Here is a 19,683-nt window from a genome sequence, read left to right on the forward strand (position 1 = left end):
TCTCCCCTCGTCGGTCACCGATACAAGGACCTTGCCGTCAGCTGGCGCTCGACATCACAGGTCAACAAGCTGATGCCCGCCACCCGGCGAACCACGCTTATCCGCTGGACATCATTCCGAACCGACGACGACGCCATATCGCCCGCGGCGTTACTCAACTCCTCCCAGCAGGTGGGTGCCGCCCTGGGGCGGGGGGCCACCATCACCACCGCTGCCGCCGCCACTGCCACCGCCACACAGCAAGATCATCCATGGGCGGCTGCGGCACCGAACGTCACAGGTCGATGACGTAGGCGCAGTGAGAGGTATGACTTAGGGTAGGCTTTCCTTACTTGTACATTGGCTGGGTGACCAAGGCAGGCCCGTCCCTCGCAAGCTCGACTGTGTTCCTCGCCCGCCACCTTGAACGGCACGGTGACCGCACGGCCGTTGTCACGGCTGAGGGCCGGCTGTCCTACCGCGAACTGGCGGCACGCGTCGACGCCGCCGCCGGTCGGCTCGGCGCCGGGCGGCGGCTGGTGCTCCTCGCGGCGGTCAACACGATCGACGTCCTCGTCCTGTACCTGGCGGCGCTGTCCGCCGGGCACGCGGTCCTGCTGGTGCCGGGTGACAACGCCGCGTCGACCGACGCCCTGATCACGTCCTATGACCCCGACGTGGTGATCCGCCCGGCCGGCACGCGGACCCGCGTCGAGCAGCGGCGGGAGGGCTCGAAGCACGACCTTCATCCGGACCTCGCGCTGCTGCTGAGCACGTCGGGCTCGACGGGCTCACCGAAACTGGTCCGGCTGTCGTACACGAACCTGCAGGCCAATGCCGAGTCGATCGTCGAGTGCCTCGGCCTTCGCCCCGGCGACCGCGCCGCGACGACCCTGCCCCTGTACTACTGCTACGGGCTGTCGGTCGTGCACAGTCACCTCCTGTGCGGGGCCGGTCTGATCCTGACGTCCCTGTCCGTCGTGGACGCCTGCTTCTGGAACCTCTTCCGGGACGGGCAGGGAACCTCGCTGGCTGGCGTCCCCTACACGTTCGACCTGCTCGACAGGATCGGTTTCGACGCGATGTCGCTGCCGCATCTGCGCTACATCACGCAGGCCGGCGGTCGACTGGCGCCGGACCGGGTGGCCCGCTACGCCGAGCTCGGACGACGCAACGGCTGGGACTTCGTCGTGATGTACGGCCAGACCGAGGCCACGGCGCGGATGTCCTGCCTGCCGCCGCACCTCGCGCCGACCCACCCCCACACCATCGGAGTCCCGGTCCCGGGCGGGTCGTTCCGGCTCGAGCCGCTGGCCGAYCGCACCGGGAGCACCGACAGCACCGGGGATCTGGGGCAGCTCGTCTATTCCGGGCCCAACGTCATGATGGGTTACGCGCGGACGGCCTCGGACCTCGCGCTCGGTCCGACGCTCGACGAGCTGCGCACCGGGGACGTCGCGCGCCGCACCGATGACGGCCTGTACGAGATCGTGGGACGGCAGACCAGATTCGCCAAGGTCTTCGGGATCCGGATCGACCTGCAACACGTGGAAGACACCCTCGCCGGCCAGGGGCTCAGCGCCTGCTGCGTGACCGGCGACGACGCCGTTGACGTGATGATCGAGGGTGACCGGGACACGCCTTCGGTCCGCCGGCTGGTCGCGCGGGCCTGCCGGCTGCCGGAGAACGCCGTCCGCGTCCACCGCCTGGCCGCCCTGCCCCGCCTGGCCACCGGCAAACCGGATCTGGTCGCGCTGCAGGAGATCGCCCGCGACGCGCGACCGGCGCGCACGACCGCGCCCACCGGACGGGACGGACCGTCGGACGGAACAGCCGACGTACGCCGGCTGTTCGCCGAGCTGCTCCACCGCGACGATGTCACCGACGACAGCACCTTCGTGAGCCTGGGCGGCGACTCGCTGTCCTACGTGGAACTGTCACTGCGGCTGGAGGACGCCCTCGGACACCTGCCCGCCGGCTGGCACACCATGGCCGTGCGGGACCTGAAGCCGGCCACGCGACCGAAGCGCCGGGCTGGCGGCTCTGGCAGCTCGATCGAGACCAGCGTGCTGCTCCGGGCGGTTGCGATCGTGCTGATCGTCGGGACGCACGCCAACACCTTCGACGCCGTCGGCGGCATCCTCGGGGGCGCCCATCTCCTCATCGCCGTCGCCGGCTACAACTTCGCCCGTTTCCACCTGACCGCGGCGCCGCGGCGCGACCGGGTCCGCGGGCTGCTCCGCAGCATCGCGTACCTCGCGATGCCGAGCATCGTCTTCATCACCGTACTCGTGCTCGTCATGGACGAACACGAACCCGCCAACATCGTGCTGCTCAACAGCGTGTTCGGGCCGGACCGCGCGGGCCCACCCTGGGAGTTCTGGTTCGTCGAAGCCCTGGTCCAGATCCTGCTGGTCCTCGCGGCCCTGCTCGGCGTGCCGGCGTTCGACCGCTGGCAGCGGCGCCGCCCGTGGGCCGTCGCCGCCGGTGTCCTCGCCGCCGGTCTGCTCACCCGCTTCGACGTCGTGGCCCTACCGCCGGGACCACGCCACACCCAGACGTCGGTGGCGGTGCTCTGGCTGTTCGCGCTGGGATGGGCCACCGCCGCCGCGACCACGGTACGGCAGCGGCTGGCCCTCACCGCGGCGGCGGCGCTCACCATCCCCGGGTTCTTCGCTGACGCACGCCGGGAGCACGTGGTGCTCGGCGGCGTGCTCCTGCTGGCCTGGACCACGAGCGTCCGCTGCCCACGCCCGCTGCGCCGGCTGGCGGGCCCGCTGGCCGGCAGCTCGCTCTACATCTACCTGACCCACTGGCAGGTGTTCCCCCTTCTGCAGGACGACCATCCGGTCCTGGCGCTGCTGGCCTCGCTCACCGTCGGCGTCGCCGCGTGGAAGGTCTCGTTCCATGCCATGGGCCTTCTCAGCCGGCTCACGGCGGGCGTGCCGATCCCACTCGGCGCCAGGCGTCCGCTCCGCGGTTCGCCCGCCAGCGCTCCCGACTTGTGCCACTCGTCACATTCTACGGCGCTAAGGTAAGCATGAGTTAACTTCTACACCGATTAGGGGTTCGAGGTCGGTCGGACGTGTCTGTCCAGGTGGAGGGTTCAGGTGGAGTGTTCAGCTGGAGGAGCCCGATGGGTTCGTTAGGAAGAACCTTGGTCGTGCTGGTGACGGCCACCTGCCTGGCCGGCCTGTCAGCGTGCGGCTCGGGGGACGACGGGAAGACGATCACGCTCTACAACGCGCAGCACCAGGACCTGATGYGGGTGATGGTGGACGCGTTCACCAAGCAGACCGGCATCAAGGTCGAGTTGCGTCGCGGCGGCGACCCCGAGCTGGCGAACCAGATCGTCCAGGAAGGCGACAGCTCGCCGGCGGACGTCTTCGTCACCGAGAACTCGCCGGCCATGACGCTGGTCGACCGCGCCGGCCGCTTCAGCAAACTGGACCGGGCCACCTTGGGCCAGGTGCCTGACCAGTACGTCCCGAGCACCGGCAACTGGGTCGGTTTCGCGGCCCGGTCGACGGTGTTCATCTACAACCGTGGGCAGGTCGCCAAGAACGAGCTGCCCACGTCGATCATGGACCTGGCGGGACCGGCGTGGAAGGGGAAGGTCGGTGTCGCGGCGGCCGGAGCGGACTTCCAGGCCATCGTCAGCGCCGTACTCGCGGTGAAGGGCGAGGGGGCCACCGCCGAGTGRCTCGCCGGGCTGAAACGCAATGCGAAGATCTACGACAACAACATCGCCGCGCTGCGCGCCGTGAACGCGGGCGAGGTCCCCGCCGCTGTGATCTACCATTACTACTGGTACCAGGACCAGGCGGAGTCGGGCAAGGACAGCAGGAACGTCGACCTGCACTTCTTCGGCCACCGGKACCCGGGCGCGTTCGTCAGCGTCTCCGGCGCCGGCGTCCTCGCGGCCAGCGACCAGCAGGCCGAGGCGCAGCGGCTGGTCGCCTTCCTCACCAGCGACGCCGGGCAGAAGGCGCTGGTCGACAGCGGTGCCCTGGAGTACGCCGTGTCCGACGCGGTCCCCACGAACCCTGCGCTGAAGCCGCTGTCGACCCTCGATCCGCCCGACATCGACATCTCGACCCTGAACGGACCAAAGGTCGTCGAACTGATGCAGCGGGCGGGCCTGCTCTGAACGGCCAGCCCACGACGGCGGGATGGTGGGTACGCACCGGCCCGGCGTACCCGCGCCCGCTGCTGCTGGCCTGCGTGCTCGTCGCGCTGCTCGCGGCCGTCCCACTGTTCTTCGTCGTCGGATACACGGTCAGTGTGGGCTGGTCGGAGGCCTGGCGGCTGCTGATCCGGCCCAGGGTCGGCGAGCTGCTGGTCAACACCACCAAGCTCGTGACCGGCGGGATGGCGGCCAGCGCCGTCCTGGGCACGGCCGCCGCCTGGCTGGTGGAACGGAYGGCCCTGCCGGGACGACGGGTCTGGCACGTGCTGCTCGCCGCTCCGCTGGCACTGCCCGCGTTTGTCGTCAGCTACGGTTGGGTTTCGCTGACCGCGGACGTCGAGGGATACCCGGGCGCCCTGCTGATCGTGACACTCGCCTACTACCCGCTGGTCTACCTCCCCGTCGGCGCGACCCTGCGGGGGCTGGACCCGGCGCTGGAGGAATCCGCCAGGTCACTCGGGCTCGGCCCGTGGCGGACGTTCACCAGGGTCGTGCTCCCGCAGTTGCGCCCGGCCGTCCTCGGCGGGTCGCTGCTGGTCGGCCTGCACCTGCTCGCCGAGTTCGGCGCCCTGCAGATGCTGCGGTTCCCCACCTTCACCACGGCCATCTACGACCAGTACCGCTCGTCGTTCAACGGCCCGGCGGCGAACATGCTCGCCGGCGTCCTGGTGCTGTACTGCGCGGTCCTGGTCGGCACCGAGCTGAGCCTGCGCGGTCGGCACCGCTACGCCCGGCTCGGGCCCGGAGCCAGCCGCACCGCGCAACCCGCCCGGCTCGGCCGGCTCACCGCCCCCGCCGTCGGCGGGCTCGGCGCGGTCGTGGGCCTGGCGCTCGGCGTGCCGCTGGTGAGCCTCGTCCGCTGGCTGCTGGTGGGTGCCTCCGCCGCCTTCCCCGCCGTCGAACTGGCCACCGCCGCCGCGACCGCGGCCGGACTCGGCCTCGCCGGCGCGCTGTGCACCGTCCTGTTGGCGCTTCCGGTGGCGTGGCTCGCGGTACGCCACCCGGGCCGGATCGGGACGCTGCTTGAACGCAGCACCTACACGGCCAACGCGCTGCCGGGCATCGTGGTGGCGCTCGCTCTCGTCACGGTATCGCTGCACATCCTGCCGGCCGTGTACCAGACCACCACCCTCCTGATCGCCGCCTACGCGATCATGTTCCTGCCGCGGGCCACGGTGGCGGTACGGGGCGCGATCGCGCAGGCGCCACCCGTCCTGGACGACGTCGCACACGCCCTGGGCCTGCGCCCGACGCGGGCCTGGCTGCGGGTCACCCTGCCGCTGATCGCCCCCGGCGTCGGCGCCGGCGCCATCCTGGTGTTCCTCGCTGTGGTCACCGAACTCACCGCGACCCTGCTGCTGTCACCCACCGGCACCGACACCCTGGCGACCGAGTTCTGGAGCAACGTCMGCGACGTCGATTACGGCGCGGCCGCCCCCTACGCGGGGTTGATGGTGCTGCTGTCGACCCCGGCGACCTTCCTGCTCACCCGTTCTGCTAGGAGAAGCACGTGACAGCGCTGAGTGTCAGCCAGGTCACCAAACGGTTCGGCGCCACGACAGCCCTCGCCGGGATCGATCTGCGAGTGCCCGACGGCAGTGTGACGGCCGTGCTCGGGCCGTCGGGCTGCGGCAAGACCACCCTGCTACGGCTGGTGGCGGGATTCGGCGACCCGGACGGCGGGACGATCGACTTCGGCGCCGAACGGGTGTTCGGCCCCGGTCGCAGCGTTCCCGCCCAGCGGCGGCGGGTCGGGTACGTCCCGCAGGAAGGTGCCCTGTTCCCGCACGTGGACGTCGCGGCCAACATCGGGTTCGGCCTGCCCCGCGCCGAACGCCGATCCGCCGGGCGGGCCGCCGAGCTGCTCGACCTCGTCGGGCTGGACGCGAGCCTGGCCCGCCGGTTCCCTCATCAGCTCTCCGGCGGCCAGCAGCAGCGCGTGGCGCTGGCGCGGGCCCTGGCCCCGCGGCCGTCCCTGGTGCTGCTCGACGAGCCGTTCTCCTCCCTGGACGCGGGGCTCCGCCTGAACACCGCCCGCGCCGTCGTCGAAGCGCTGCGTGCCAACCGGACCACTGCGCTGCTCGTCACGCACGACCAGAACGAGGCGCTGTCACTGGCCGACCAGGTCGCCGTCATGGCCGCCGGTCGCATCGCCCAGACCGGCACGCCCCAGGGCGTCTACGCCTCACCCGGCAACCCGACCGTCGCGGCCTTCGTCGGCGCCGCCGTGTTCATGCCCGCCGTCGTCACCGGGCTCACCGCCTCCTGCGACCTTGGCGAACTCGCCGTCCGGCCCGGGTCTCCCCAGGGCGAGGCGCGCCTGCTCGTCCGGCCGGAACAGATCAGGCTCCTCGCCGCGGCGGACGGCGACAAGAACCAGAACGAGAACCAGAACGAGAACCAGAACCAGCACGAGAGCCAGGACCGAAACGAGAACGAAGAGCGGAACGAAGAGCGGAACAAGGAGCGGAACAAGGAGCGGAACGTGGTGGTCGGCCGGGTCACCGAGGTGCGGTACTTCGGCCACGACGCCACCGTCCAGCTCCGGCTCGACCGGTCCGGCCGCACCGTGACGGCGCGGGTGCCGGGGCGCCAGCTTCCCGAACCCGGCACCCGCGTGCGGCTGTCGATCACCGGGCCCGTCACGGCCTTCCCACCCCATTGACTCCGTCGCGGCTCTCACCGACGCCGGTCCCGGCGCCGGCACGGTCGCGGCGGTCACGAGCGCCCTGCTACCGCCACGCAGGTCGATCGTCACCGCCTGACCGTCCCCGAACGACGACAGGTCGGCCGGTCGATTCGTACAGTCAGACTTATGACGTCGCCCACGCCTATGACGTCGCCGGCGGGAACCGCCCGGATCGACACCTGGATCTGGTGCGTGCGCCTGGTCAAGACGCGATCGCAGGCGACCGCCGCCTGCCGCGCCGGCCATGTCCGCCTCAACGGCGAGCGGGTCAAGCCGGCCCATCCGGTGCGGGCCGGCGACGAGATCCGGGTGCGCCAGCCCGGGCACGAGCGGGTCGTCGTCGTCACCCGGATCCCGCACAGGCGGGTCGGCGCGCCCGTTGCCGCGGAGTCCTTCGTCGACCGCAGCCCGCCGGTCGCGCGCGAGGTGCCGCCGGTGGTGGCCGTGCGCGATCGGGGCGCCGGGCGGCCGACGAAGCGCGACCGGCGGGCGCTGGAACGCCTGCGCGACCAGCCCCGCCGGCCGGATGCGCGGTAGCGGCGCCGCTACTGGGTGCCCAGTAGCGGCGCCCCGGTCAGGCGACGCCTCGGTCGAGGGAGTTCGCAATCGCCCACACACCATGACCATCCCCAGGAACCTTGCCCTGGGATTACTAACCCTGGTACTACCCGCCATGGGATTACTTCGCATCAACGGTGTGAAGAAAACGAAGGAAGCGACCGGGTACGTTGCCGGTGACCGGGACCGGGCTCTGCCGCTGCGTGCCGCGTAGCGTTATCCGCGCTCGTGGAACGCGATCGTGAGGTTGATCTGCCTGGACGACACGACCGCGGGTCGCGTCCCGCCGCACCGACCGGCTCGAACTAGAGTCAGGCCCATGGGGCGAGCGTCATCCGGGTTGGCTCGGTGGAATTCGCGATGAGCTACCGTGAGAAACCGAGCGTGGACATCCCGGACCATTCGGCGGGGCAGCCCGCCCGTAATGGGCGTTCGGTCCGGTTCAGCATTGTGATGCCGACATACAACCGCCGAGACGTGGTATTGCAGAGTATTGCGGAACTCAGGTATCTCGATATGCCGTGGCCCTGCGAATTGATCGTCGTCGTCGACGGTTCCACGGATGGCACTGAGAAGGCTCTCCAGGCTGTCTCTCTGCCGTTCTCCAAGCGAATCCTGTGGCAGGAGAACGCGGGCGCGGCCGCAGCGAGAAACCGTGGCGCCGCGGGCGCGCTCGGCGAGTTCATCCTCTTTCTCGACGACGACATGGCGGCGGACCGGCGGCTCCTCGTCGAGCATGAGCGGCTTCTCGCCGCCGGCGCCGACGCCGTGGTCGGCCACATCCCGATGCACCCCGCCTCGCCTCCTACGGTGCTCACCTACGGAGTCGACCGGTGGGCCCGGGCACGCCGCCGGAGGCTGCTGCGGTCGGACGGGCGGCTGACCGTCGCGGACCTGCTCTCCGGGCAGGTGTCGATGCGGGCGTCGACCTTCGCCAGGCTCGGCGGTTTCGACACGGGTTTTACCGCCGGCGGCAGCTTCGGCGGTGAGGACACCGACTTCCTCTACCGGCTGCTGCAGAGCGGTGCGCGGGTTCGATTCGCCGCCGACGCCGTCTCCTACCAGCGTTACGTCGTTTCGCCCGAGGCGCACCTGAGGCAGTGGACGCAGGCCGGGCAGGCCGATGCCGCGCTTTCCCGAAAACATCCGGGTCTCGGTGACCTGCTCTTTGCCCAGCATGGCGGGAAGACGATCAGAGGAAGCCTCACCAGGGCCGCGGCGGCGGCACCGCCCTGGGCGTCCCGCGTCCCGGCGGGTCTCGTGCTCGGAAGAGTCAGCGCCGGGAAGGTGGACCGGCCCACCAGATGGATGTTCCTGGGACTACGCGACTGCTCCTACTGGCGGGGAACCCACCAGCGCGGCGGTCTCCTGCACGCACCGGACGTTGGCCTGCGGATCCTTGCCTATCATGCGATAGAGGACGTGTCGGATCCCCTGCTGAGTAGGTATGCGGTTCCCCCGCCACAGTTCCGGGCCCAGCTGACAGCCCTGCTGGGCGCCGGCTTCACCTTCGTCGGGGTCGATGAACTCCTRCATCATCTCGACGGCCGGCCCGCCCGGCATCAGTCGCTGGTCCTCACCTTCGACGACGCCTATTCGAGTCTGTTCGAACACGCCGTGCCCGTCCTTCGGGAACTTGGTATTCCCGCGACGGTTTTCGTGGTCACGAAAGAGATCGGCGGTTGGAACAGGTGGGATGCGGTGAACGGCGCCGCCAGGCTGCCGCTCCTCGACGCGAGCCGGCTGCGTGCCCTTCACCAGGAAGGCTGGGAAGTGGCGGCGCACTCCCGCACTCACGGGCAGTTGACGAGGATGAGTGGGGCCGGCCTGTGGGACGATCTTTCCGCGGCGCGCGGCGACCTCGCGGCCATCGGGCTGCCCGTGCCACGCCTGTTCGCCTATCCCTACGGGGAACATGACGCGCGCGTGCGCATGATGGTGAAGAAGGCGGGATACGACGCGGCGTTCGCGCTGCAAACTCGGCGCGCCTTCCCCACGGCTCAGGACCGCTATGCCCTGCCCAGGATCGAGGTGGAGCGCCATACCCGCGTTGATGCGCTCGTCGAGACGGTGCGCAGATCGCAGGTTTACCGACGTCCCGACATCCGTCCCGACATCGAGCGGGAACTGGGTGGGGCATTGCGTCGAGTTCTCCCGGTCCAACGGACGATCCGCGGACACACCAAAGATCACGAGGCCGAAGATCACGAGGCGAGGAGCGTCGGATGAACCTGCACGGGAATCGGGAGTCCCCGGCCGGCCCAGCCGCGGCCGACGAGGGTATCTGGTGCTGTGAGCTCGAGGTGTCGGCCGGGGGCGTCGTGCGCTCGGTCGTGCCGCCACGCGACCGTCAGCGACGTGCGCGGGTCCTCGCCCTGCTGCACGGTGAGCCGCTCGGCTACGCGGCGGCCGCCAGGACGGCCACCGGCATCGACGTCGATGAGCTGCTCGGCAGGGTCTGGTCGGAGTTCGGCGGGCGCATCAACGATCACCTGGTCGGCGAGGGTCTCCGCCCGCTCGAGCGCCTCGACGCCCGCACCAGGCCTGCCGCGGCCACCGAGGCCTGCCCGAACAAGGTTCAATCCACCGATCTCGATTCCACGGATCTCGTCTCCGTCGTCGTCGCCACCAGAGACCGCAGTGAGATCCTGGCCAACTGCCTGCGTCGACTCACGGAGGTCACCTATCCGGCCGTCGAGTTCCTCATCGTGGACAATGCCCCGTCGAGCGACGCCACGAAGCGGGTCGTCGACTCGTTTTCGGCCACCGACGAACGATTCCGCTATGTCCCCGAACCACGCCCGGGTCTCTCCCGCGCCCGCAACCGCGGGCTCGCGCTGGCGCGGGGGGTGTACGTCGCCTATACCGACGACGACGTCTCGGTTGACCCCGGCTGGATCGACGGGCTGGTTCGGGGTTTCCGGCGCCGGCCGGACGTTGCGTGCGTCACGGGACTCGTCTGCACGGCGAGCATCGTGAGCGCGGCCGAAGTCTACTTCGACGCCCGGGCGTCGTACTGGTCCACCCGCTGCGAGCCGGTGCTTTTCGACCTCGCCGACAACGAGCGGCACGGTCCGCTGTACCCCTATATAGGTTTCGTCGGCACCGGCGCGAATGTCGGGTTCGACGTCGCGTTCCTGCGGGACCTGGGTGGCTTCGACGAGGCGTTGGGAGCGGGCACCAGGAGCCGGGGCGGCGAGGACCTCGATCTCTTCGTGCGCATGTTGCGGGCGGGCCGAGCGATCGCGTACGAACCAGCCGCCTTCGTCTGGCATCACCACCGCGCCGACGACGCGGCGCTGCTCGCTCAGATGTTCGGCTACGGCTCCGGTTTCACGGCCTTCCTGGCCAAGCTGCTTCTCCAGCGGTCGACCCGGGGTGAGGTGGTACGTCGCATCCCACGAGGCCTGCGTGGGATGGCCCGCATCGGCCATGCGACGAGCCAGCGGCTCGACGGGCGGGTCCAGGCCCCGAAGGGTGCCCTGCTGCGGGAGTTCGCCGGCTACGCCGCCGGACCGTTGCTCTACGCCCGGGAGCGGCAAACGGCCGCCTGGCGGTGACGACGACCGGAAAGGCTGTGACGCGTGACGTGATGCAACGTGACAGGCCCAGGGCGGGGAACCCGGCGGTCGAGCGGGAGAGATTCCCGCCGGAGTGGGCTCTCGGCTACTACCGGCGATCGCCGCAAGTGGTGCGGCAGATGGCGTACTGGACGCTGCGGAACGCGCCTGGGCGCCGGGTGTCGTGGGGGAACATGAAACGGGTCAGGCCGTTCAGCGACCGTTACGGATGGGACCGCGGGCTGCCGGTCGACCGGCACTATATCGAACAGTGGATCAGTCGGCATGCCAACGATATCCGGGGGCATGTACTGGAGGTCAAAAACGCGGAATACAGCTCGCGGTTCGGAACTCCGGGTCGGATTACGATCATCGACCGGGATAAGACGAACCATCATGCCGATCTTCATGTCGACCTCGATGTCGCGGACAGTCTGCCCGCCGCCGAGTTCGACTGTGTGATTCTCACTCAGGTCCTTCAGTACACCTCTCCGGGCTGCTGTCTGGAGAATCTGTGGCGGTCGCTTCGACCGAACGGCGTCCTGTTGATCTCGGTTCCGGCACTGGGACGTATTGACGTGGACGACGGGGCCGACGACAAGTGGCGCTGGACGCCGCCGGGTCTTCGCGCCGAACTCGCCCGAGTCGGGATCGAGGCCACGGTGGAGGGTTTCGGAAACGTCCTGGCCGGTGTCTCGGCGTTGTTGGGTCTGGCAGTCGGCGACGTCAGTCGCAAGGATCTCGATGTTCAGGACGCGCGCTTTCCGGTGCTGACCTGTGGGCGGGCGGAGAAGCCGCGGTAGGGTGGCGAGTCGACCTGGTCATCGCCGGTTCGACCCGCGGCGAGCACCACACACGCGGTCGCGGTCTGTGATCCGAACCAGGCCAGGCCGACCCCCGCCAGTCCCAGGCTCCCACCCAGCAGCCAGAGACTGGGCAGCACCAGCACCGCCAGCAGCGCCTCGATACACACGAGCCACCCGGCCCTCCGCTGCGCGCGGGCCGTGCACAGCTCCAGGATGACGACTGTGCGGGCGACCGAGCCCAACAGCAKCAGTCGAAGCACAGTGGTCGCGTCGGCCCGGTAGGAGGGGCCGAAGAGAGCCAGTACAAGCGGCGCGGCGACGATGAKGGCGAGGACGATTCCGATAACAATCGGGAGAATGCGGCGCAGCATCGCCCGTTGGAGGCGGCGAGAGTCGGCGCCGGGCTGCGCGCCTTCGACCGTGAGCGAGGTCCCGAGGCTCCAGGGGATTTCGTCGACCGTGCATATGATCAACCAACTGATTCCGAACGCGGCCCCTTCCGTCGCCCCGATCCGGGCGATGACAATCATCGGCAGGAGCGTCGTGCTGAGCTGGGACACCAGCTCCGCCAGCGAGTCGCCGGCCAGGTATTTTCGGAAGTCCGCGGCCAGCCCGGGTGGGCTTGGCGCACGTCCGGCGGGTCGCAGCCACACCAGCAGCATGACCGACGCCGGTATGACGGCTACCGCCGCGGGCATCACCCAGGAGGTGAACAATGCCAGTCCGCTCACCCCGCCACCGAAGGTGACGAGCAGAATGAGCTTGACGACGCTGTAAGCGGTGTTCTCGATCGGTACGACGACCGCCTTCCGCAGGCCAGTGAAGACGTTGTCCTGCAGTGCGAACAGCGACCAGATCGCCACCGAGATGGCGAAGAAGAGGGCGATCCGGGGTGACTGGAGAACTGCGAGAGCCGGGCTCATCCGGGCGGCCAGCAAGGCAAAACTCAAACCGACCAGCAGGCTGAGGCCGGCCGCGCCGGCGTAGGCGCCGACGACCAGGCGGCGCGCCTGGCCCCCCGCCTGCGGCAGGAAGGCGGTCAATGCGCCCCCCAGGCCCAGCTGGCACAGGTAGGACAGACCGGTGAGGGCCGAAATGAGGGCGGTGGCCTCGCCGACCGACGGCCGGTCGGCCTGCCGGGCGGCCAGCACCCAGTAGAGGCTGCCCACCAACGACGAGAGGCCGCCGCTCATCGCCAACGCCATGCCGTTGCGGTACAGCGCACCGCTCTGGGCACCGCTCTGGCCGGCGGCCCCGTTCGCCGATAGCGGCAGAGTCCGCGGCGAACGGGGCCGCGGCAGGGTCCAGGTGCTATCCGGCGAGTTCGTAGATACGGGTGTTCCGGGTCGCGTACCAGAGGCGGAACCGCGGCGAGGAGCGGACGGCCGTCTCCACCGCCCGCAGCGCACCGGCGGTCGCCGTCCGGTATACACGGTCATACACCTCCTGTGCCGTCGAGAAAACGAGGTAACCCCGTCCCGGGTACGTTCCGATGAAGTCGGCCACGGCATTCACCGTCGATGGCCTGATTGCGCGCTCGCCGAAGGTGTCGGTGATCAGGACATCGTCCACCTCGGGATATCGAGCCCCGTAGCGGCTCGGGAAGGTGGCCCCGGTCAGCACGGCCACCGACCCGGGCCGGGCGTGCGCGTACAGATAATCACCGGCCTGGACCTCGTCGGCGTTCATGAGATTCAGTTCCGTCTTCCCGAAGAAGGCGGGCATGAAGAGCGTGGCGAGGAGGAGAATCCCGCCGCAGCCCGCCAGGACGTGCCGCCGTCGCCACCGCCCGGTCATCGGCGCGACGGCGCAGCACACCAACGGCGCGCACCAGGGCAGGGAGAACAGAATCGCCCGCAGGATGCTTTCACCGCCGTAGCTCTGCCCGAACAGGATGACGCCCGGTGCGATGCTCAGCAGGATGAGCGGGAGCACCCGGCCGTCACCGCGGTGCAGCCGGCGCAGCCCGCCGACTCCGGCCAGCGCCCAGACCGTGCCGGTCAGGATCAGTCCGGTGGTTTTGGCCAGCTTCCCCGACGAAGGAAGCGGCGGCTCCTCTGACCGGGCGTTCGCGAACGGGTCGGGACTGCTGAAGACCCCGAAATGATCCTGAACATAGGCGAAGTGCGGGATCAGATAGGCGATCGTCAGACCGGCCATGGCGACCACCACCCACCGCGGCCGCACAAGCCCGGCCGCGGTCAGCGCACCGACTCCGAGGAGGAGCAGGTACGGGGTCAACTGGTGGCTGACCACCACCGCCCCGTCCAGGAGCAGCACGACGCCGACCGCCACCGGCAGCGGCCAGGTTGGGCCTGGCGGGGCGGCGAAGCGCAGCGGCGGCCTTCTGCTGTGGACTCCGGCGGACCGCACGGTCCGCCGCAGGATGGCCCTCGGCGCGCCGGTGCGGAGTTGCCGCAGGAGCACCAGGTACAGGGCGAGGGCCAGCGTCCGGCTGAGGGCCTGGGGGGCGAAATAGTCCTGCCCGACCCAGTTCGTCACGACGAAGACCAGTGCCGCGCCCGCAGCGATCCGTGGCTCGCGAAGCAGCGTCCTGGTGGCCGCCCAGACGAGAAGGGCGTCGATGCCGGTGAAGAAGACCTCGGTCCAGGCGGCGAAGGCGATCGGGTTGGGTCGGCCGGCAAGCGAGCCGAAGACCGCGGTACCGGCGAAGAAGCCGGGCCATCGGTGGTAGATATCGATGTCGATGTCGACGCCGCCATGCTGCTCGATATAGCGGACCACGCCGATGTGCTTGTACACCCAGGGGTAGTGCGGAACGTCCAGGATGAGCGGAAGGGTGCCGTAGAGCACGAGAATGCAGGCAAGCAGGTAGGCCGCCGCGATGAACGGCTGGAAGCGGGCCCGCCCGACGGCGCCGACAGCGCCGAGCAGGAGCACGCCCAGGCCGACGTACCAGGCGATGGGCAGTGCCGGCGGGAGACCGTAGTCGGTGAGGTTCTCGACGTGGATCCACCGCAGTGACAGCCCCCAGAGGGTGATGCCGACCGCCAGCGGAAACAGCCAGCGAAGGCCCGTCGCGAAGGGGCCTGACAACCGCGCCGGCCGCCGGATTCCGGGGTCCTCGGGCCGTCTTTGACGGACCGAGCGCAGGCGGGCCCGGGCAGCCGCGGCGTGGGGCTGGGAAGCCGCGTTCTGGCCGAGCCGGGGATCCGGTATCTCCGGCGGAAGCAGCGGTCTGCCGGTCAACGCCCTCGCACCTTCCCGTCAGCGCGCGGCCGGGCGCGCGGCTGGGCGCGCAGCTCCGCGCGCAGGCTGTGGATGAGGACCGCGCAGCAGGCAAGTCCCACGACGGACTGCATCACGGCTGGGTGCCACCATCCCGACCAGACCATGAGCATGCTGGTCAGGACGTCGACGGCAAGGCTGATGGCGACGGCAAGCCCGATCCATGCCGCCGTCCCGTCGACCGGGAGCCTGGCCAGCACGGCGGCCCCGGGAAGGAGGAAGGCGGCGGGGACGGCGAGCAGGACCCGTACCGGAGAATCTGTTCGGCAGACCACAAGAAAGGCGAGCATCACGGTTACCGCCACGAGCGCCGCCTGCGTTGTTCGGCGGGCGTACACGCTGCTCATGGTTGCGCTCCAGTGGTCACGGTGGAGATCCGCGGTTCGGGGATGGGCGCCCTGGGAAAGGGGGCGGGGGGAGCACCGGGAGTCGGTGCGTGGTCATGAGGAAGATCGCGCTGCCGGCGCCGGGCGAGGGCCCGGCTGGCGGCATAGCCGACCGGCCCTCGGGCCACACCGACCAACTCGATCAAGGTCAGGGACCGGGGATAGTCACGGGATTTGCCGGCGTTCTTGCTGCTGCGTGGGTGGAGAAGATGATGCAGGCCGCCGGGGACGAGACGGGCGATCTGGAGGCGTTCGGCGGGTTGAGTCGCGATGCGTTTGGTGACCATCGCCCCGAGGCCGGCCCCGTAGTCGTACATCTGGCGCCGCAGTTCGACAGTGGTCCGCTTGTGCAGGTGGCGGATCAGCGCGGCCGGCTCGTAGACCAGGACGTGGCCACTGCGCACCACGGACAGGAAGATGTCGAGATCCTCGCCACCGCGGGCCGCGGTGCCCGTGCCGAGAAATTCGTCGAAACCACCAAGCTGACGCAGCGTATCAGTCCGGAAAGCGCTGTTCGCGCCGCTGCCGAACACGCCCGCGGTATAGGGATAGAGCAGGTCGCCTGATCGATTTTCGGTGCGGTCGAACCGGCGTCCGACGAAGCCCTTGCCGAAGCCGCCGAACTGCTCGAACCACACCTGCGCCGGGGTTGAGAGCTCCAGTGGCCGGATCAGCCCGGTGACGCACCCCACCGTCTCGTCGACGACACCCGAGCCGGCGGCGAACCCGGACAGGAGGAACTCCAACCAGCGCGGGTCGACCTCGACGTCGTCGTCGGTGAAGACGACCACCGGTGTGGTCGCGGCGGCCAGTCCGGCGTTGCGGGCCCGGGAAAGCCCCCTCTCTGGCTCGGCGACGTAGCGCACCTCGCCGGCCATCCGACTGAGCTGTTCGCGGATGCCGCTCGTGCGCGGCCGGTTGTCGACCACGATGATTTCCTGCGCTGGCACGGACTGCGCCAGGATTCCCGCGAGCGTGGCCGCCAGCGAGGGGGAGGCGACGCAGCTTGTCACGACGACGGTCCCGGCGAGCTCGGCGGGGAGCACCGGCCGGCAGACGTCTGACGTCACAACTCCGTCGATCGGGACCGTTTCGGGAACCGCGAGCCCGTCCGCGGTCAGGTGGGCGGCCACGTCCGGCCCGAGTCTGTCCATGACCCGGCCGGCGAGCTGGTCCGGGCGCAGGCCGGCCGGGGACAGCGTCGCAGCGACCACCCCCAGGGGACGGCCGTGCAGCCGGACCAGCACCTGTGCCGGCCCGTCACCGGTGAGCACCGGAAGCGGCGCGGACAGTTCTACCTCGTGCAGCGCGATCGGACCGTCGCCCGGCAGCATCATGGCCGGCGGCGTGGTGGTCACGGCCGCACCTCCCCGAACGCCGCCGGGACGGCTGGTACGGGCAGATCGGCTGGTACGGGCAGATCGGTGACGATTGGTCGGTAGGGTAGACGCGGGCCGAGGAGCCGAGCCCTCGTTCGACGGGAGAGCCGGCTGCCCCGCGTACGCAGCAACTCCCGAGCGGGGGCCGCGCGGCCGGCCCCGTCCAGCCACGCCCTGATCTGCCGGTCCGGGGTGTCRACCGTCACGGTCAGTCGGGCAAGGGCGAACGGGTCGTCGGCGCCGTGCGACATCATGTTGCGCACCCCGCAGGCGGACGTGAAGCCGGCCTGCCCGACGAGCCGCCGAACGGCATGGTCGTAATTGCCGTGGGGGTAGGCGAAGGAGCCCACCGGTGCGCCGATCGCAGCGGTCAACCGGGCGTTGCAGTCGCTGATCTCCCGGCGCGCCTCGTCGGGGCGAAGCTCGTCGAGCCGGGGATGGGTGTGGCTGTGACCACCGATCTCGACCCCGAGGCCGGCCAGGGTCCGCAGGTCGGCGCCGCGCAGCATGCCGACCTGGCCGATCCAGTCGGTGACGACGTAGCAGGTCGCGGTGAGCCCGTGCGCGACGACCTCACGAGCGGCGGCCAGGTTGTCGGCGAATCCGTCGTCGAAGGTGATGAGGACCGGTCGCGGAGGCAGGGTCTGGTGCCGCCTCCGTTCGACATACTCGGACACCGTCAGCGGTACCCGGCCGGAACCGGCAATGAGGGTGAGATGGCGGACAAAGGTTGCGGTATCGACCGTCCAACGTCGATAGCTCGCCACCGGATAATCGGTCACCGAGTGGTACAGCAGAATCGGGATCACAGCTACCTCCGACGGGATCGGCTGACGTGGCGTGTCACGCCGGCCGGCGGCGAGGCGTAGCCGGCCGCGTGCGTAGCCGATGGCCGTGGACCCGGTGCCGACCAGCACGGCCCCGGCTCGCGGCCAGGTGCCCAGGCTGTGGCGGTCACGAGCCAGTGCTCGGGGCAGCGTCCGCCTCAGGTACTGCCGTTCGGTGGCGAGCGCCGCGTCCGCCCCGGCCCGGTCGGCTACCGCGGCCTTGGACAGGCCTTCGGCATGGCAGCGTGCCAGGAAGTACCGCAGGGAGGCCCGGTCGCCGGTTACCTGGTGCCAGACCCGTGCCCGTGGCTCGTAGCGGACGACAGCGTCCGGGAGGATCGCCTGAAGGCGGATACCGAACTCGGTTTCCTCGCAGCCCAGCGGTGTGGTGCCGACCCGCCCAAGCCCCTCGGTGAACCCGCCGACGCGATCGAACACGGCCCGCCGGAACGACATCCCCGCTCCGATCGGGTTACGGACCGCAGCCGTGTCGGTCGGCAGCCCGACGTAGCTGCATCCGACCACCCAGTCGAACTCGGGGGGGAACCAGCGGGGTCGGCGGTGCGGCCACACCGGCATGGCGGCACCGCCGACCCCGGCGACCCGGGGGTCGGTGTAGTGGGCGGCCAACTGGGCCAGCCAGTCCGGCTCGGCGTGGGCGTCGTCGTCCAGGAAGGCGACCACGTCGCCGGTGGCGGCCCCGACGCCGCAGTTGCGGGCACCGGACAGGCCACGGCGGCCGGTGTTGGGGATCACGGTGGCACCGGGGTACGCAGCCTCGGCCCACCGGCGCAACCGGTCATTGTGGTCGATGACGAGGATCAGCTGGTCGGCCTTCCTGGTCTGTTCGGCGATGCTGGTCACCGCGCGCTGCAGATCGTGCCGGCGCCGTTCGGTATAGGCACAGATGACCACCGAGAGCCGCGGGCCGGCCGGGGGGGTCATCACGCGTATTCCGTCGCGCCGGTTGTCCTGCGCCGGCCATGGGGAAGGTCGCCCGGACGTCGCTGGCTGACGATGGTCGATACCGGTTGACCGGGACTGCTGAGCAGCATGCCGTCCCACCTGGCGCGGTTTCGTGACCGGGCGGTAAGGTTTTCCGACCATTCGACGAGGATGGTCCGCAGGACGCGCATACCATCCCGGCCCGCATTCAGGTTGCTCGCGCCGTGAAGGCGCTTGTGCTCAAAGCTGCCGACCTCGGTGACCCGCAGGCAGGCCTTGGTCGCACGGAGGGTGATCAAGGTTTCGATCTCGAAGCCGTCGCCATGCCGCCGAATGCCGTCGGTTTCTCCCGGCATCAGCCCGAGCATCGGCAGACAATCTCGCCGGAATGCGTTGTAGCCGTAGCACAGGTCGGTGAACCGGCGGTGGAAGAGCAGGTTGACCAGATGACAGAAGAAGAGATTTCCAAGAGTACGCAGCAGGGTAATGTCGTTGCTGCCGCCACGGTGGGCGAATCGGGTTCCCTTGACGAAGTCGGCGCCCTGGACGAGGGCCGCGACGAAGGAGGGTATCTCGGCCGGGTCGGCCGAGCCGTCGGCGTCGAGCGTGACCACGATGTCCCCCGATGCCACGGCAAAGCCGCAGGCCATGGCGTTGCCCTTGCCGTATCGGGTCTGGCGGACGACGACCACGTCGGGGCGTAGCTCGCGGGCCAGTCGGACGGTGTCATCGGTGGAGTTCCCGTCCACCAGGATTATTTCGGCGTCCACCGGAAGTCGGCCGAATACTTCCCGCAGATTCCGCGCCTCGTTGAGCGCCGGAATCACCACACTTACCGATGGCGAATCACCCGAACCAGACAAGGACGCCCCCCTGGACAGACCTGGATAGTCGGTGGACCACGGTGGAATTTCGTCCTGCCGAGCTTCCGACCACGCGCTCGTCACGCGCCGTGACTCTAGATAATGGATGTTGATAGCTCTGGAAACCCGGGATGCTGGCGTGTCGCCGACGGGGGTCGGGATATTTCCTCATCGCCGGCGGCGGATGGCACGCAACCGGCGGCTCAACCGTTTCCCCGGCCGGTCGGGGCATGGCCAGCGGATGCGTTCACCG

The 19,683-nt window shown here is 69.7% G+C and carries 14 protein-coding genes; 8 read left to right on the plus strand and 6 right to left on the minus strand.

Annotated features, from left to right (window positions below):
• The first annotated feature begins 347 nt into the window (after positions 1–347).
• The 8 genes from KBI5_RS10105 (at position 348) to KBI5_RS10140 (ending at position 11,778) form a co-directional block, all read left to right on the plus strand.
• A complete protein-coding gene (locus tag KBI5_RS10105) occupies positions 348–3,017 on the plus strand; it encodes an AMP-binding protein (RefSeq protein WP_023840906.1) in 2,670 nt (889 codons plus the stop codon).
• A 98-nt stretch (positions 3,018–3,115) separates the two neighbouring features.
• Positions 3,116–4,129 carry an iron ABC transporter substrate-binding protein gene (locus tag KBI5_RS10110; RefSeq protein ID WP_085015095.1) on the plus strand — a complete coding sequence of 338 codons (1,014 nt, stop codon included), beginning with the start codon at positions 3,116–3,118 and terminating at the stop codon, positions 4,127–4,129.
• Positions 4,130–4,203: 74 nt separating this feature from the next.
• Positions 4,204–5,682: an iron ABC transporter permease gene (locus KBI5_RS10115; RefSeq protein WP_241882793.1), complete on the plus strand. Its 1,479-nt coding sequence runs from the start codon at positions 4,204–4,206 to the stop codon at positions 5,680–5,682.
• Positions 5,679–6,833: an ABC transporter ATP-binding protein gene (locus KBI5_RS10120; RefSeq protein WP_011436029.1), complete on the plus strand. Its 1,155-nt coding sequence runs from the start codon at positions 5,679–5,681 to the stop codon at positions 6,831–6,833. The genes KBI5_RS10115 and KBI5_RS10120 overlap by 4 nt, the downstream gene beginning before the upstream one ends.
• 168 nt (positions 6,834–7,001) lie before the next feature.
• Positions 7,002–7,394, plus strand: coding sequence for an RNA-binding S4 domain-containing protein (locus tag KBI5_RS10125; protein WP_023840909.1), 393 nt, complete (start codon positions 7,002–7,004; stop codon positions 7,392–7,394).
• A 381-nt stretch (positions 7,395–7,775) separates the two neighbouring features.
• Positions 7,776–9,644 carry a polysaccharide deacetylase family protein gene (locus tag KBI5_RS10130; protein ID WP_023840911.1) on the plus strand — a complete coding sequence of 623 codons (1,869 nt, stop codon included), beginning with the start codon at positions 7,776–7,778 and terminating at the stop codon, positions 9,642–9,644.
• Positions 9,641–10,975 carry a glycosyltransferase gene (locus tag KBI5_RS10135; protein WP_011436025.1) on the plus strand — a complete coding sequence of 445 codons (1,335 nt, stop codon included), beginning with the start codon at positions 9,641–9,643 and terminating at the stop codon, positions 10,973–10,975. Before KBI5_RS10130 ends, KBI5_RS10135 begins: the two co-directional genes overlap by 4 nt.
• 32 nt (positions 10,976–11,007) lie before the next feature.
• The gene (locus KBI5_RS10140; RefSeq protein ID WP_011436024.1) at positions 11,008–11,778 is read left to right on the plus strand and encodes a class I SAM-dependent methyltransferase; all 771 of its coding nucleotides are present in this window, start codon (positions 11,008–11,010) and stop codon (positions 11,776–11,778) included.
• Here the strand turns inward: KBI5_RS10140 and KBI5_RS10145 are convergent.
• From KBI5_RS10145 to KBI5_RS10170, 6 genes are all read right to left on the minus strand, one after another.
• A complete protein-coding gene (locus tag KBI5_RS10145) occupies positions 11,724–12,974 on the minus strand; it encodes a hypothetical protein (RefSeq protein ID WP_133056997.1) in 1,251 nt (416 codons plus the stop codon). The genes KBI5_RS10140 and KBI5_RS10145 overlap by 55 nt on opposite strands.
• A 118-nt stretch (positions 12,975–13,092) precedes the next feature.
• The gene (locus KBI5_RS10150; RefSeq protein WP_011436022.1) at positions 13,093–14,991 is read right to left on the minus strand and encodes a hypothetical protein; all 1,899 of its coding nucleotides are present in this window, start codon (positions 14,989–14,991) and stop codon (positions 13,093–13,095) included.
• Positions 14,988–15,377: a hypothetical protein gene (locus KBI5_RS10155; protein WP_011436021.1), complete on the minus strand. Its 390-nt coding sequence runs from the start codon at positions 15,375–15,377 to the stop codon at positions 14,988–14,990. Before KBI5_RS10155 ends, KBI5_RS10150 begins: the two co-directional genes overlap by 4 nt.
• Positions 15,374–16,774 (minus strand): glycosyltransferase, encoded by a 1,401-nt coding sequence (locus tag KBI5_RS10160; protein ID WP_011436020.1) that lies wholly within the window; start codon positions 16,772–16,774, stop codon positions 15,374–15,376. The genes KBI5_RS10155 and KBI5_RS10160 overlap by 4 nt, the downstream gene beginning before the upstream one ends.
• Entirely contained in the window at positions 16,771–18,567 is a 1,797-nt protein-coding gene (locus KBI5_RS10165) for a glycosyltransferase (RefSeq protein WP_011436019.1), read from the minus strand. Before KBI5_RS10165 ends, KBI5_RS10160 begins: the two co-directional genes overlap by 4 nt.
• The gene (locus KBI5_RS10170) at positions 18,567–19,397 is read right to left on the minus strand and encodes a glycosyltransferase family 2 protein (RefSeq protein ID WP_330219007.1); all 831 of its coding nucleotides are present in this window, start codon (positions 19,395–19,397) and stop codon (positions 18,567–18,569) included. Before KBI5_RS10170 ends, KBI5_RS10165 begins: the two co-directional genes overlap by 1 nt.
• Between the last annotated feature and the right edge of the window lie 286 nt (positions 19,398–19,683).

This window comes from Frankia sp. KB5, from assembly GCF_002099325.1.
GTDB lineage: Bacteria > Actinomycetota > Actinomycetes > Frankiales > Frankiaceae > Frankia > Frankia casuarinae.

What these genes read in the sequence shown, in the direction of transcription:
- KBI5_RS10125 (WP_023840909.1), top strand. Translation starts at nt 7,002, where the DNA reads ATGACGTCGCCGGCGGGAACCGCCCGGATCGACACCTGGATCTGGTGC.
- KBI5_RS10135 (WP_011436025.1), top strand. Translation starts at nt 9,641, where the DNA reads ATGAACCTGCACGGGAATCGGGAGTCCCCGGCCGGCCCAGCCGCGGCC.
- KBI5_RS10140 (WP_011436024.1), top strand. Translation starts at nt 11,008, where the DNA reads ATGCAACGTGACAGGCCCAGGGCGGGGAACCCGGCGGTCGAGCGGGAG.
- KBI5_RS10155 (WP_011436021.1), bottom strand. Translation starts at nt 15,377, where the DNA reads ATGAGCAGCGTGTACGCCCGCCGAACAACGCAGGCGGCGCTCGTGGCG.